Annotated in this window: 15 protein-coding genes; 8 read left to right on the top strand and 7 right to left on the bottom strand. The window is 39.1% G+C overall.

The window, feature by feature from the left end:
* From ACKPEB_RS11105 to ACKPEB_RS11115, 3 genes are all read left to right on the top strand, one after another.
* On the top strand, positions 1-184 hold a 184-nt coding region (locus ACKPEB_RS11105), incomplete at its 5' end, for a WG repeat-containing protein (RefSeq protein ID WP_408964954.1).
* Positions 185-309: 125 nt separating this feature from the next.
* Entirely contained in the window at positions 310-1662 is a 1353-nt protein-coding gene (locus tag ACKPEB_RS11110) for an NAD(P)/FAD-dependent oxidoreductase (protein WP_408964955.1), read from the top strand.
* A gap of 241 nt (positions 1663-1903) precedes the next feature.
* Positions 1904-4321, top strand: a complete 2418-nt coding sequence (locus ACKPEB_RS11115; RefSeq protein ID WP_408964956.1) for a protein kinase domain-containing protein — start codon at positions 1904-1906, stop codon at positions 4319-4321.
* Positions 4322-4397: 76 nt separating this feature from the next.
* Here the strand turns inward: ACKPEB_RS11115 and ACKPEB_RS11120 are convergent, their stop codons facing one another.
* The gene (locus ACKPEB_RS11120) at positions 4398-5054 is read right to left on the bottom strand and encodes a peptidoglycan-binding domain-containing protein (protein WP_408964957.1); all 657 of its coding nucleotides are present in this window, start codon (positions 5052-5054) and stop codon (positions 4398-4400) included.
* Between the two features lie 226 nt (positions 5055-5280).
* On the opposite strand from ACKPEB_RS11120, the gene ACKPEB_RS11125 reads away from it, so the two are divergent.
* Positions 5281-6582: an FGGY-family carbohydrate kinase gene (locus ACKPEB_RS11125; RefSeq protein ID WP_408964958.1), complete on the top strand. Its 1302-nt coding sequence runs from the start codon at positions 5281-5283 to the stop codon at positions 6580-6582.
* A gap of 15 nt (positions 6583-6597) precedes the next feature.
* Here the strand turns inward: ACKPEB_RS11125 and ACKPEB_RS11130 are convergent, their stop codons facing one another.
* The 6 genes from ACKPEB_RS11130 to psbH form a co-directional block, all read right to left on the bottom strand.
* Positions 6598-7482: a DNA-methyltransferase gene (locus ACKPEB_RS11130; RefSeq protein WP_408964959.1), complete on the bottom strand. Its 885-nt coding sequence runs from the start codon at positions 7480-7482 to the stop codon at positions 6598-6600.
* A gap of 7 nt (positions 7483-7489) precedes the next feature.
* A complete protein-coding gene (locus ACKPEB_RS11135; RefSeq protein ID WP_408964960.1) occupies positions 7490-8461 on the bottom strand; it encodes a hypothetical protein in 972 nt (323 codons plus the stop codon).
* Between the two features lie 59 nt (positions 8462-8520).
* Positions 8521-8787: a DUF3146 family protein gene (locus ACKPEB_RS11140; RefSeq protein ID WP_408964961.1), complete on the bottom strand. Its 267-nt coding sequence runs from the start codon at positions 8785-8787 to the stop codon at positions 8521-8523.
* A gap of 9 nt (positions 8788-8796) precedes the next feature.
* Entirely contained in the window at positions 8797-9429 is a 633-nt protein-coding gene (gene pth, locus ACKPEB_RS11145; protein ID WP_408964962.1) for an aminoacyl-tRNA hydrolase, read from the bottom strand.
* Between the two features lie 89 nt (positions 9430-9518).
* Positions 9519-9731, bottom strand: coding sequence for a TatA/E family twin arginine-targeting protein translocase (locus ACKPEB_RS11150; RefSeq protein ID WP_408964963.1), 213 nt, complete (start codon positions 9729-9731; stop codon positions 9519-9521).
* A 153-nt stretch (positions 9732-9884) separates the two neighbouring features.
* A complete protein-coding gene (gene psbH / locus ACKPEB_RS11155) occupies positions 9885-10088 on the bottom strand; it encodes a photosystem II reaction center phosphoprotein PsbH (RefSeq protein ID WP_408964964.1) in 204 nt (67 codons plus the stop codon).
* 231 nt (positions 10089-10319) lie between these two features.
* Here psbH and psbN point away from each other — a divergent pair, with 231 nt between their 5' ends.
* The 4 genes from psbN to ACKPEB_RS11175 form a co-directional block, all read left to right on the top strand.
* Positions 10320-10451, top strand: coding sequence for a photosystem II reaction center protein PsbN (gene psbN, locus ACKPEB_RS11160; RefSeq protein WP_408964965.1), 132 nt, complete (start codon positions 10320-10322; stop codon positions 10449-10451).
* Between the two features lie 102 nt (positions 10452-10553).
* Positions 10554-11654 carry a chorismate synthase gene (gene aroC, locus ACKPEB_RS11165; RefSeq protein WP_408964967.1) on the top strand — a complete coding sequence of 367 codons (1101 nt, stop codon included), beginning with the start codon at positions 10554-10556 and terminating at the stop codon, positions 11652-11654.
* A 2-nt stretch (positions 11655-11656) separates the two neighbouring features.
* Entirely contained in the window at positions 11657-12568 is a 912-nt protein-coding gene (locus ACKPEB_RS11170; protein ID WP_408964968.1) for an MBL fold metallo-hydrolase, read from the top strand.
* Positions 12569-12649: 81 nt separating this feature from the next.
* On the top strand, positions 12650-13070 hold a 421-nt coding region (locus ACKPEB_RS11175), incomplete at its 3' end, for a DUF3747 domain-containing protein (RefSeq protein WP_408964969.1).

A 13070-nucleotide genomic window follows, 5' to 3' on the forward strand; every position in this document is an offset into this window, starting at 1 on the left:
GTTAGCAGCCGTAAAAATTAAACAAAAATGGGGTTATTTTAATCAAAAATCATTGATTAAAATAACCCCATTTCAGTTTGATAGTGCTAATGAATTTAAGCAGGGATTAGCAGGCGTTAGAATTAAAGATAAATGGGGGTATATTAATTCAGCAGGTGTATGGGTTTGGCAACCGACCCAATAGTCAGAAATCCCGTTTAAAGATATCAGATTTACAGAATCAATGGCAAAAATTTGATAAAAACGTTATGGTGATTGACTAAACCTCTAGCTTGGTATTGAGGAATGATTCAAAAGGAGAGCAGTGTGATGTCTGATATTGTGAATACTCAGTCTCCCCATCATGTTGTCATTGTTGGTGGTGGATTTGGTGGACTGTATGCAGCCAAAACCTTGGGATGTTCTCCGGTTAAGGTAACCTTAATTGATAAACGGAATTTCCATCTGTTTCAACCGTTATTATATCAAGTGGCAACGGGAAGTTTATCCCCTGGAGATATTGCGTCTCCCCTTCGCAGTGTGTTGAGAGACAATAAAAATACCCAAGTTTTAATGGCAGAAGTTGTGGATTTAAACCCCCAGAAAAATCAAGTTATTCTTAATAATGGGGAATTAAATTATGATACCTTAATTGTTGCCACAGGTGTCTCTCATCATTATTTTGGAAATGAACAATGGGCTACCTTAGCCCCTGGATTAAAAACCATTGAAGATGCGTTAGAAATGCGGCGAAGAATTTTTTCAGCCTTTGAAGCTGCGGAAAAAGAAACTGACCCAGAAAAACGCAAAGCTTTCTTAACATTTGTTGTGGTCGGAGGGGGGCCAACAGGCGTTGAATTAGCAGGAGCTTTAGCAGAAATTGCCTATCGAACTTTAAAGGAAGAATTTCGTAGTATTGACACATCAGAAACCCAAATCTTATTATTAGAAGGAATGGATCGAATCTTGCCTCCATTCCCCCCAGAATTATCGGCGGATGCTCAAAAAGGATTAGAACATTTAGGGGTAACCGTTCGGACAAAAACCTTAGTCACTAATATTAACAATCAGGTTGTTACCTTGAAATCAGGAGCACAAATAGAGCAGATTCAAGCCCAAACTATTTTATGGGCAGCGGGGGTAAAAGCGTCTACAATGGGAGAAGCGATCGCTCGTACAACTCAAGTTCAATTAGATCGAGTTGGACGAGTTATGGTTGAACCGAATTTAACGGTTTCTAACTATCCTAATATTTTCGTGATAGGAGATTTAGCCAATTTTTCCCATCAAGGAGATAAACCTTTACCCGGTGTCGCTCCCGTCGCCCAACAACAGGGAATTTATGTGGCAAAATTAATCCAAAAACGCCTCAAAAATCAAACTTTACCGCCCTTTCATTATATTGATTATGGCAGTTTAGCGGTAATTGGTCGAAATCAAGCGGTTGTTAACCTGAATTTCCTAAAATTTTCGGGTTTAATGGCTTGGTTAGCTTGGGTTTTTGTTCACGTTTTCTTCTTAATTGAATTTGATAATAAGCTGTTAGTCATGATTCAATGGGCGTGGAGTTATTTCACCAGTCAAGGAGGGGCGCGTTTGATTACCAATGAAGAAGGATCTTCTGAAGAGAATAATATAGCCATTTCTACCCCAATTGTAGATAAAAATACCGTTCAAGTCTAAGGATTTAGGGTGCTAAAATAGCACCCTGAGTTTAAACATTAAAAAATCAAATTGAATTGAGGTTTTATTTTGATGAAAATATAAAATTGGTTAATTAATTGAATTCCAGTATTGAAGAAGCTAAGTTTAAATCCCCAATCTTCGTTTGTTTCCCATCTTGGCTGATGACATCCGATGATTATTTACCCAATCGTTCACCATTAATGGCATAATCAAACAAAATAGGGTCAAGATTGTTGTTATGCTCGGTCAGCTTTTAGACGGACGCTATCAAGTCATCGACGTGATTGAGTCAACGGAGTTCGGAAAAACCTATCTCGCAAAAGATACTCGCCGACCCGGTGAGTCCTTGTGTTTTGTGAAGCATTTGCATCTCACCCCAGAAGATGCCAAACTGGTCAATATTGCTCGTCACCGCTTTGAACAAGAAGCGAAGGTTTTAGAAAAACTCTCCCAACATGATCAAATTCCCCAACTGTTGGCTTATTTTGAAGAAAATCGAGAATTTTATTTAGTCGAATCTTATATTTCGGGTCATTCCCTAACCGATGAACTGTTACCGGGTCGGCCATTAACTGAAAATCAAGTGATTAATTTACTAACAGATGTGTTAGGAATTCTTCGGTTTGTGCATCAACAGGGAGTCATTCATCAGGATATTAAACCGAGTAATTTAATTCGTCGTCAAAGCGATGGAAAAATTGTATTAATCGATTTTGGTGCGGTTAAAGATATTAATCTAAATGGGAGTCAAAATACGGCTAACACTCGTGTTGGAACCCTTGAATATATGCCCGTTGAACAATTCCAATGTCATCCCCAATTTAATAGTGATATTTATGCCTTGGGGATGATTGCCATTCAAGCTTTAACGGGTTTACCTTCTTCAGAATTACCAAAACTTCATCATAATAATGGCTCCAATGGAGGAAAAATTTTCTGGCGACATTTAGCAATTGTTAGCGTAGAATTGGGCGATATTATTGATCAAATGGTACGGTCAGATTATCATCAACGCTATCAATCAGCAGAGGAAGTATTAGGAGTTCTGAAAACCCTTGGTTCATCCAGTTCTCCAAATTTATCTAAACTGGAAATTTATCGAGAAGAAGTTAAAAGTTGTGCGAACCATCATCGGGGTGAAATTTCGATTATTGGTCGGCAAATTTTAGAAGAATTACGCTTAAGTTTAGACTTATTACCCGAAGAAGCAGAAGCCATTGAAGATGAAATTTTAAACCCCTATCGAAAATATCGAGAAAAGGGAGAACGGTATGAACAAGCGTTAATTGCAACAATACAGCAAGAATATCCCTTTACTCAAGATACCCGTGAAGAATTACAACGGTTACAACAACTTTTAGGTTTAAGTGATGAAGATATTTTAGCCATTGAAAAGCACGTTTTACCTCAATCTATTTTCAGTAAATTGCTCCAGAATATTCGCTATAATTCTACTTTATTTAATGTTAAAAATAGCCCATTAACATCTTTAAAAAAGCTGAATTTACTTCAAATTATGGGCTGGGGATTAGGAATGATCAGTTTATTCGGAATTATTTTAGGGATTTATGAATATCAAAAGTGGCGGAATTTCCAAGAGTTACGAACTCGTGAACAACAAGAATTAGAAGCACAACAGTTAAATAAAATTGATGGATTTTTAGCATCAGGAGATTATAACCAATGTTTAAATGAAGCTCAAAAGTTTTCTGAACTCTCTCGTCAAAATCAAGCGTTAGCAAATTTAATTCAACAATGTCGAGATAAAGTATTTTGGAAAACTGTTACTCCTCAAGATTTTGCTCAAAATTCCGATGCCGTTTGGGCTGTTACTTTTAGTCCTGATGGTCAAACCATCGCCAGTGGTAGCGAAGATACAACAGTTCAACTATGGGATATACAAAGCAAAACTCAAACTCAAACCTTAGAGGGAGATTCTTCTGCGATTTATTCTGTTGATTTTAACTCCGATGGTACAGAAATATCTTCTGGAAGTGCATTTTGGCAAATATTAGAATGGAATCTCACCACCGGAGAACGTTATTTACCCATGGAACATTTAGCAACTATTTGGTCAGTGGATATTAGTCCTGATAATCAAAAAATTGCTAGTGCTAGTTCTGATAAAACGGCTAAAATTTGGGATCGAAAAACAGGTGCCATTTTACAAGATTTAACAAAACACCAAGATGAGGTTTATGTAGCAGTATTTAGTCCGAATGGTCAACTTTTAGTAACAGGTTCTAAAGATAAAACGATTAAAATTTGGAATGCAGAGACAGGAGAATTATTGAAGACTTTAACGGGACATTCAGACGCAGTGCGATCGCTGGGGATTAGTTCTGATGGTAAACTGATTGTTAGTGGGAGTTTGGATAATACCGTCAAAGTCTGGAACCTAGAAACTGGAGATTTAATTCAGACCCTAACCGGACATAGCAATGATGTCTTATCCGTTGCTGTCAGTCCCGATAACCAAATTATTGCTAGTGCAAGCCGAGACCATACCATTAAACTTTGGAACCTAGAAACCGGAGAATTATTAAATACCTTAACTGGACATCAAGATGATATTTACTCTATAAAATTTAGCCTTGATGGTAATCATTTAGTCAGTGGAAGTAAAGACAAAACCATTAAATTGTGGTCGCGTTAAAATCTAGGGAAAAACACGGGAATTCTTTTGAGAGACGTTCCCAAGAACGCCCCTACAAAAGTTGATCAATTAATCTCTAAAGCCCTAATGCGGCTAATGTTGCTGGGCCAGCAATACCATCGGCGGAGAGTCCACAATCTGCTTGAAAATTTTTAACAGCATGAGCCGTTAGTTTACCATAGTAACCGGTAGCATTAGCATTAAAATAACCCATGTTGGCTAAACGATATTGGAGTTGTTTGACATCATAGCCACTATCGCCGCGCGACATATAGCTACTGCTACCGCCTCCACAATGACCGCAACCATGATGACTAGCATGGGTATAGCTGTGTTTAGACCCATGAGATCCGATACCTAACGCCGATGCCGTTGCCGGGCCAACCACACCATCGGGATATAAACCATAATCCCGTTGAAAAGCCTTAACCGCGTGTTTCGTCACTTTGCCATAGTAACCCGTTGCTTTACCGCCAAAATAGCCATAGTTCTGCAACGCATACTGAACTTGTTTCACACCATAGCCACTATCACCATAATACAGAGCAGCACTGGCAGGTTGACTGATACTAACCACCGACAAACCAATAGCTGCTGCTACAATCGGCATCCAGCAAGCCGTTGACATTTGGCTCCAATTCACGCCTCGGAATAATACCAAACCCCGGTTGAGATGGGGTTGACGAGGAGACTCATAAGCAGAAACGAGATGATTATAAGCAAGCGTATCCATGAAATCCTCAATTAATAGCTCAAATTTACAATCAGTAGTCGTGAATCAAAATCAAATTCAGCGACTAACCCTTAAGTTATAACTTTCTGAGCAATTAACGTCCAGAGTAATTTTATTTTTTCAGGAATTTTTATTAAAACTTAACAAAATTATCTTATTTTTCGCAGGCACAAACTTTATATTTTACTATAACTCATTAAATATAAATTAGTCGGACTGATAAAGCATGGTTAATTTTTATATCGGGATTGATTTTGGTACATCCGGTGCTCGCTCTATTACGATTAATGCCGAAGGAAAAGTAGTCGCTGAAACTCAATTTCCCTTTCCCCCCTTAACTCATCCTTCAGAATGGGTAGAGCTTTGGAAAACCGCTCTATTTTCAGTGATTCAACAAATTCCGTTGAATGTTCGTCGTCAAATTCAAGCGATCGCAATTAATGGAACCTCTGCTACCGTGCTACTGTGTGATCATCAAGGCATTCCCGTAGATGTGCCTATTCTATACAATGATAGTCGCGGTGCTGCCGTCCTAGACTTGTTAAAAAAAATTGCTCCTGCTGATCATCTTGTTATCAATGCTACCTCTAGTTTAGCCAAACTGATCTGGTGGTTAACTGTTAAAAATACCTATCTTCAACAACCATTAACCCCTTTATACTTTCTTCATCAAGCCGACTGGTTATCATTTTTATTGCATGGAAAATTAGGAATTAGTGATGATCACAATAGTCTAAAATTAGGCTATGATGTAGAGAATTTAACCTATCCCCTTTGGTTGATTAACGGTTTACAATCTTTGATTCATTTAGACTTATTAAAACTGCCTGATGTAGTTTCCCCAGGAACCCCAATTTCCCCCATTACCCCTGAAATTGCAGACCAATTCCAATTACCCAAAACCTGTCAAGTCTGTGCGGGAACCACTGATAGTATTGCAGCGTTTTTAGCCAGTGGGGCAAAAATTCCAGGGGAAGCCGTCACCTCTTTAGGTTCAACTTTAGTCTTAAAACTTCTCAGTTATACCCCCATTAATCATCTTAAATCTGGTATTTATAGCCATCGTTTAGGGGATTTATGGTTAACAGGAGGAGCCTCTAATACTGGAGGTGGGGTATTACGTCAATTTTTTAGTGATAATGAACTGGACAATTTTAGTCGTCAAATTAATCCGAATATTAAAACTAACTTAGATTATTATCCCTTAATCAAAAAAGGCGATCGCTTTCCGATTAACGATCCAGAATTGCTTCCCCGCCTCGAACCTCGTCCCGATAATCCGATTGAATTTCTCCAGGGTTTATTAGAAAGTATTGCCCGAATTGAAGCGCAAGGCTATCAACTTTTACAACAACTGGGTGCTACTCCCCTAACTCAAGTTTATACGGCTGGAGGAGGTGCAAAAAATCCCACTTGGACAGCCATTCGTCAACAATATTTAAAGGTTCCAATCATGCAGCCTGTTCACACAGAAGCAGCTTATGGTAGTGCATTATTAGCGATGAAGGGAATAGAAAATCAAGCTTAATACATTTCCTAATCATCAAGACAGTAGATTAAATATATTAAGTTGAGAAGTTAACTCATCAATCCTATTTTGAGCCATAATTTGATATTTTTCGACTAATTCAATCCCGATAAATTTTCGGAATAACTTACAAGCGACGACTCCGGTTGTTCCAGAACCCGTAAACGGATCAAGAACAAAATCTTGTTCCTTTGTAGATGCAAGCAGACATATTTCCACTAACTTTTCAGGGTAGACCGCAAAATGAACATCTCGAAATTTACTTAGGGGTATTTCCCATACAGTTCTTTTATTTCTACCTTTTGGATGGAAAGCTTGATCCCATCTTCCATCATGTAGATTTTGATTTCCTGAGTTTTTACCGATTTCTGGTGTACCATTATTCTTGCCAAAATGATTTCGTCCACCTTTCATTCTGGATTTTTCTGTAAAAGTTACATGGGGTTCTCTAATAGCATCCGCATTGTAATAATATTCTGGGGTTTTGGCAAACAAAAAAATGTATTCGTGATCCGTTGTTGGACGATCTTTAATCGAAGAAGGCATGGCATTCGGCTTATGCCAAATAATATCACTTCTTAAGATCCAGCCATCATCTTGTAAGGATAATGCAACTCGCCAAGGAATGCCGAGCAATGATTTATTTCGATAAGTATCTCCTAAATTTAACCACAATAACCCATCAGGTTTCAGTTTTTTTCTAAGTTCCCTAAATAAACTAACTAAATTTGATATATAAATTTCCATATCACTTTCTTGACCAATTTCCTGTTGACTTTCGCCCTCAGAATATCTCCTGTGACCAAAATAAGGCGGGCTAGTGACAATAGCTTGAAAAAAATTATCTTGAAGTGTGGTTGCAATTGTTCTAGCATCACCCAGAATCACCTGATTTTCCATGTTAGTTTTACTCTCCTTTTAGGATTTTTTCAAGATATTTATTAAATTTGATTTGTGATTCTTCATCAAATCCTACAAATTTGTTAGGATTCATGTTGAAATGAAAAATCATGTCAATCTGATTCGTAATAGCTGCTATTTCTGATGCAGACCAATTTTCTGCAATGATGATAACAACAATATGGGAGTTGTTGTTTCCGTTCTTAAGCTCGCTAATTGCAGTAATTAGGTCACGCGTAAACAGATGAGAATGACCGCCCCCTTCTGTTTCTCTTGTTTTTACTGGAATTAATAAGCTTACGTTATGAGAGCCATTTTTTGGTGTTAACTCAGCAGAAACATCAATCGTATGTTTTCCTAGTTTTATTTGCTTGTTAGCAATTTCAATATTCTTAAATTTCCCATAGTTTCCATAAATAGAATAATAATACTGAATCGCAATGATGAGACTTGTTCTTATATTAGCCTCAAGACGATGACCACTGATACTTCGACGAGACCCTTCTAAACGATCAATTACAACTTCCCGTACTGCTGACCACTCAAAACTCTTTACAATAGTGCGATACTCGAATATTAGTTCGACCAAAGAATCAGTTTCAGCTATGATTTTTGTTAATTCATGATCGGCTTTTTTCATCCGAGAAATCAAAGGAGATAGTCTTTGTTGAGGAGCATCTCGGATCATCCATGAAAAAAAGTAAAAACACGCTTTACTATGTGGATAAACACGACCAATTCCATCAAATAACAAAGGCTTTTCGTCATTTCCAGCTTGATAACAAGCCTTGATTATTTTTTCTATTTCAATCTTAGAACAAGTCAATAGTATTTCATTTAAAGACCGATGAGAACCTGTGATGCGTTTAGCGTGTTTTTCAACCCAATCATAAAACGGTTTGGCTTGATCTGCAAGTTTAGTAAGCTCTATTAATCGATCATGAGCAATGTTAACTTGATGAACAATCAGATCATTCATTTTAGTTAAAAATTCTCCTTATTGATCGTTAAAAAACTTGATTTTGTCTATTTCTTGACTTAAAATTGAGCACGAATCGTAAAAGAATAATCGCCACCAGGTTCTAATTGATAATCACATTTTTCTAAAAATCGTCCCAAGGGTTCTTGAATTAAAGCTCGACCTTGGGACGGTTGAATCATCAGTCTTTTCGTGTGGCGAAATCGCCATTGAAATCGCCACTCGTAATCTCCAGCACTGACTTCTCCTTCCAGAAGACCTTGTTGCCAAGATTGCCGCGTAATCCGAACATACGCTGTTGTTTCAGGTAAACTTCGAGAACTCACTCTGTACTATTAACAATAACTACGATTATTGTATAGACTCATTGCTTTTTCGACACCTTGACGCACACTTAAATCAATCGCTTCTCCCACCCATTGCAACACTTGTTCCATCACTTGCATTTCCGATGGCGAAAATTTTCCTAAAACATAAGAAACTGTTTCTCCGCCACTTGTACCAGAATCAGACTTAGGTTTACCAATTCCAATTCGCAACCGAGGAAAATTTTGGGTTCCTAAATGGGAAATTGTTGATTTCATCCCGTTATGACCGCCTGCTGAACCCGATAACCGTAGCCGCAACCGTCCCAAAGGTAAATCCATATCATCATAAATCACTAATACCGATTCTGGGGAAAGTTTATACCAATCCACAACCGCTCGAATGGCTTGTCCTGACAAGTTCATATAGGTTAGTGGCTTTAATAATCTAATTTTCTCTCCAGAGGATGTTACCCCTTCGCCAAATTTTCCTTTAAATTTACGCTGTTCTGAAATCGGAATTCGCCAAGCGGTTCCTAAAGCATCAATCGCCTCAAAACCAATATTGTGTCGGGTTTTATCATATCGGGATTCAGGATTTCCTAAACCGACAATTAATTGAGGAACAATTAATGTCTTAGCGGGTGTAACCTCCATTGTCATACGTTAAAATTACTCAGTAACATTTAGATTCTGATTCAGTCTTAATTCAGGGAATTAACTTACTCCTCTTTAGAACGTGCAGCAACAGTTTAATGACTGTCTGGCTTAATTTTCGAGGGTTCTTCTAACTGTTGAGCTTCCCGTTTAAATTCGTTTTCAAATTCTTTAGACGCTTCTTGAAATCCTTTTAACGCTTTTCCTAAACTGCGACCAATTTCAGGTAATTTTTTAGGGCCAAAAATTAAAAGAGCCACAACCAAAATTACAGCCATTTCCGGTAAACCAATCCCAAATATATTCATAACAATAATCTCCTAATTTGTATTAAAAATAGTTCTTAAAAATAGAAAACCGTGAACTGTAATTTCTAACTTTCAATCACTAGAAACTTCAGGATTTAGGTTAATTCCCTAAATGACTCCTCACAGTTCACGATTAACGGGATTTGAACTTGATTATCGGCTTAAATTAGACCAGTCCACATCCACATTTTCAAGTAGCAGTGAGGAGTTATAAATCTGTAAAATAATTAACAGAAATACAAAAAATAACCCCATAAACACTGCCATTACAGGAGTTGTTCCCCAACCCGGAGCAACTTTACCATACTCAGAATTTAAAGGTCTTAGTAAATCTCCTAACCAAGTCCGTTGTGCCATAGTTCACCTAAATTTTTTACGTCAACAAAATTTTATCTGGATTTCGGATACTCCCACTCCCTCCGGTTTGGAAAGAAATAGGAGACTTAGGCTAATGTTACCCGATTTAGGGTATCCCCCTTTCAGGCTCAACACAATATCCCGGTTCCAGCACCGCAACAATTGTTAAATTGTCTTAATTTTTATGAGTATTTTATTATAGAAGGACACGAATCACAAGGGATGAATCTCATGGAACCTGCAATAGCTCTGAACATTGGCATCGCTGCGGTTGTTATCGCCCTGACGGGATATGCAATTTATACAGCTTTTGGCCCTGCTTCTAGTGATCTGCGCGACCCGTTTGAAGAACACGAAGATTAGATGCGGTCTTAGATCTGTGGAACAGGCATCTTGCCTGTTCGTTCAATTCTCATGGTGTTTCTAAGGTAAAATATAAAGTTTGGCAAAATAAATACGACCATTATGGGCAACACATTTGGGCATTTGTTTCGGATCACAACCTTTGGAGAATCTCACGGTGGGGCGGTGGGAGTGGTTATCGATGGTTGCCCTCCCCGATTAAACCTTGATATTACAGAAATTCAAGCCGAATTAGATCGGCGTCGCCCTGGACAAAGTAAAATTACCACACCCCGCAAAGAAACTGATACCTGTGACATTCTTAGCGGTGTGTTTGAGGGGCAAACCTTGGGAACACCGATTATGATTATGGTGCGAAACCAAGATACTCGCCCCCAAGATTATAGTGATATGGCGGTTAAATATCGCCCCTCCCATGCGGATGCTACCTATGATGCTAAATACGGCATTCGTAATTGGCAAGGAGGCGGACGATCTTCGGCGCGAGAAACCATTGGTCGGGTTGCCGCTGGCGCGATCGCTAAAAAAATTCTCAAACAATTTGCTGGAGTAGAAATTATTGGCTATGTAAAACGCATTCAAGATTTAGAAGCCATCATTGATCCCAATACCGTGACCTTAGAACAAGTTGAAAGCAATATTGTTCGGTGTCCCGATGACAATTGTGTTGAAAAGATGATAGAACGGATTGAACAAGTTCGGGATCAAGGAGACTCCATTGGGGGTGTTGTTGAATGTGTGGCTAGAAATGTGCCAAAAGGATTGGGTTCCCCTGTCTTTGATAAACTAGAAGCAGATCTCGCCAAAGGAGTCATGTCCTTACCTGCCAGCAAGGGATTTGAAATTGGCTCCGGTTTTGCAGGAACTCTGCTCACCGGAAGTGAGCATAATGATGAATTTTATACCGATTCAAGGGGTCATATCAGAACGACAACAAACCGTTCCGGTGGAATTCAGGGTGGCATTTCTAATGGAGAAAATATCATTATCCGAGTAGCTTTTAAGCCAACTGCTACAATTCGGAAAGAGCAGCGGACTGTCACCGATGAGGGAGAAGAAACGCTGTTAGCAGCGAAAGGACGGCATGATCCTTGTGTTTTACCCCGGGCAGTGCCAATGGTAGAAGCGATGGTTGCTCTAGTCCTGTGTGATCATTTGCTGCGTCATCATGGTCAGTGTGGTACTTTGAAGCCTGAAGAATAAAAATGGAAACCAGCCTATCGTCTGTTGGGGTTAGTCCTCAAAATCATCCTCACCGATCCGACTCCTCGAAAAACCCAGAAGATTTTGTCATCCAGTTTTGGGGGGTTCGAGGCAGTATTCCCACCCCCGGAAAAGAAACCATTCGTTATGGGGGTAATACATCCTGTTTAGAAATGCGAGTCGCCGGTAAACGCTTAATTTTTGATGGCGGAACAGGTTTAAGAGTTTTAGGGGATGAATTAATGCGTGAAATGCCCGTGGAAGCGTATATGTTTTTTACGCATTACCATTGGGATCATATCCAAGGATTTCCCCTATTTACCCCAGCATTTAGAGCCGGAAATTGTTTTCATATTTATGGGGCAATTCCACCGGATGGAGACTCGATGAAACAACATTTTATCGAACGAATTTTACATCCGAATTCTCCCGTTCCCCTCAAAGGAATTCAAGCCGATTTAAGATTCTATACCTTGAAACCCGGAGATTCAATGATGCTGGATGATATTCTCATTGAAACCGGACAATTGAATCATCCAAATACCGCTATGGGTTATCGCATTACTTGGGATGGACGCACGGCGGTTTATTGTTCGGATACGGAACATTTACCTGATGGTTTAGATCAAAATGTTTTAAATTTGTCTCAAAATGCTGATGTCTTAATCTACGATGCCATGTATACCGATGAGGAGTATCATAATCCCAAATCTCCCAAGGTGGGTTGGGGTCATTCCACTTGGCAAGAAGCGGTAAAAATGGCTGAAGCGGCTGGAATTAAGCGAGTGGTGATTTTCCATCATGATCCTTCCCATACCGATGATTTTCTCGATCAGGTTGAAAAGGATGTCCAAGCCGTATTTCCTAAAGCAATTATGGCACGAGAAGGGTTAGTAGTTCCCGTTGGATTTTAAATCAGAAAAACGGTCTGAATTAACTACAGCCACCCAAATATTATTACAGATTCGATCACCCATTGGACGGTGCCCAGACTCATGAAACTAGCACTGAAACGAACCCTTATTTTAGCATTAATCATCGGGATATCTACCCTGAGTTTTCCTTTGAATGCGATCGCTGTAGAATTTGACCAGAAGGAGGTCGATCAGGAACGATTTGTAGCCATTGCTGTTCCTCGCGCCTTTGGACATAGCTTAGTAATTGTTGAACAAATCTCCGATAGTCGTCCTTGTTGGAGTGAAAGCGGAAGTCAACCGACGATTGTTGATCCGTTACTGCTTAATTTTGATTTTACGGGGATTTGTGGACGAGCAACCGATAGCAATGGTTATTCCGTGAGAATGGCAGGAAAAGATTTAGCGTTATCCCACGCTCTGAGTGTTCAAAGTACACCCAATGATATTGTGTTAGTCGCTCAGTCTCGTGCTAATTTGACTTCCCCACCCATTATTATTG

It is taken from the genome of Planktothrix sp. (assembly GCF_046067725.1).
Lineage (GTDB): Bacteria > Cyanobacteriota > Cyanobacteriia > Cyanobacteriales > Microcoleaceae > Planktothrix.

Bases quoted from the DNA above. Each gene is read 5' to 3' on its own strand.
- ACKPEB_RS11150 (WP_408964963.1), bottom strand. From the start codon at position 9,731: ATGAATATATTTGGGATTGGTTTACCGGAAATGGCTGTAATTTTGGTT.
- ACKPEB_RS11130 (WP_408964959.1), bottom strand. From the start codon at position 7,482: ATGGAAAATCAGGTGATTCTGGGTGATGCTAGAACAATTGCAACCACA.
- pth (WP_408964962.1), bottom strand. From the start codon at position 9,429: ATGACAATGGAGGTTACACCCGCTAAGACATTAATTGTTCCTCAATTA.
- ACKPEB_RS11135 (WP_408964960.1), bottom strand. From the start codon at position 8,461: ATGAATGATCTGATTGTTCATCAAGTTAACATTGCTCATGATCGATTA.
- ACKPEB_RS11115 (WP_408964956.1), top strand. From the start codon at position 1,904: ATGCTCGGTCAGCTTTTAGACGGACGCTATCAAGTCATCGACGTGATT.
- ACKPEB_RS11120 (WP_408964957.1), bottom strand. From the start codon at position 5,054: ATGGATACGCTTGCTTATAATCATCTCGTTTCTGCTTATGAGTCTCCT.
- ACKPEB_RS11110 (WP_408964955.1), top strand. From the start codon at position 310: ATGTCTGATATTGTGAATACTCAGTCTCCCCATCATGTTGTCATTGTT.
- ACKPEB_RS11170 (WP_408964968.1), top strand. From the start codon at position 11,657: ATGGAAACCAGCCTATCGTCTGTTGGGGTTAGTCCTCAAAATCATCCT.
- ACKPEB_RS11125 (WP_408964958.1), top strand. From the start codon at position 5,281: ATGGTTAATTTTTATATCGGGATTGATTTTGGTACATCCGGTGCTCGC.
- aroC (WP_408964967.1), top strand. From the start codon at position 10,554: ATGGGCAACACATTTGGGCATTTGTTTCGGATCACAACCTTTGGAGAA.
- psbN (WP_408964965.1), top strand. From the start codon at position 10,320: ATGGAACCTGCAATAGCTCTGAACATTGGCATCGCTGCGGTTGTTATC.
- psbH (WP_408964964.1), bottom strand. From the start codon at position 10,088: ATGGCACAACGGACTTGGTTAGGAGATTTACTAAGACCTTTAAATTCT.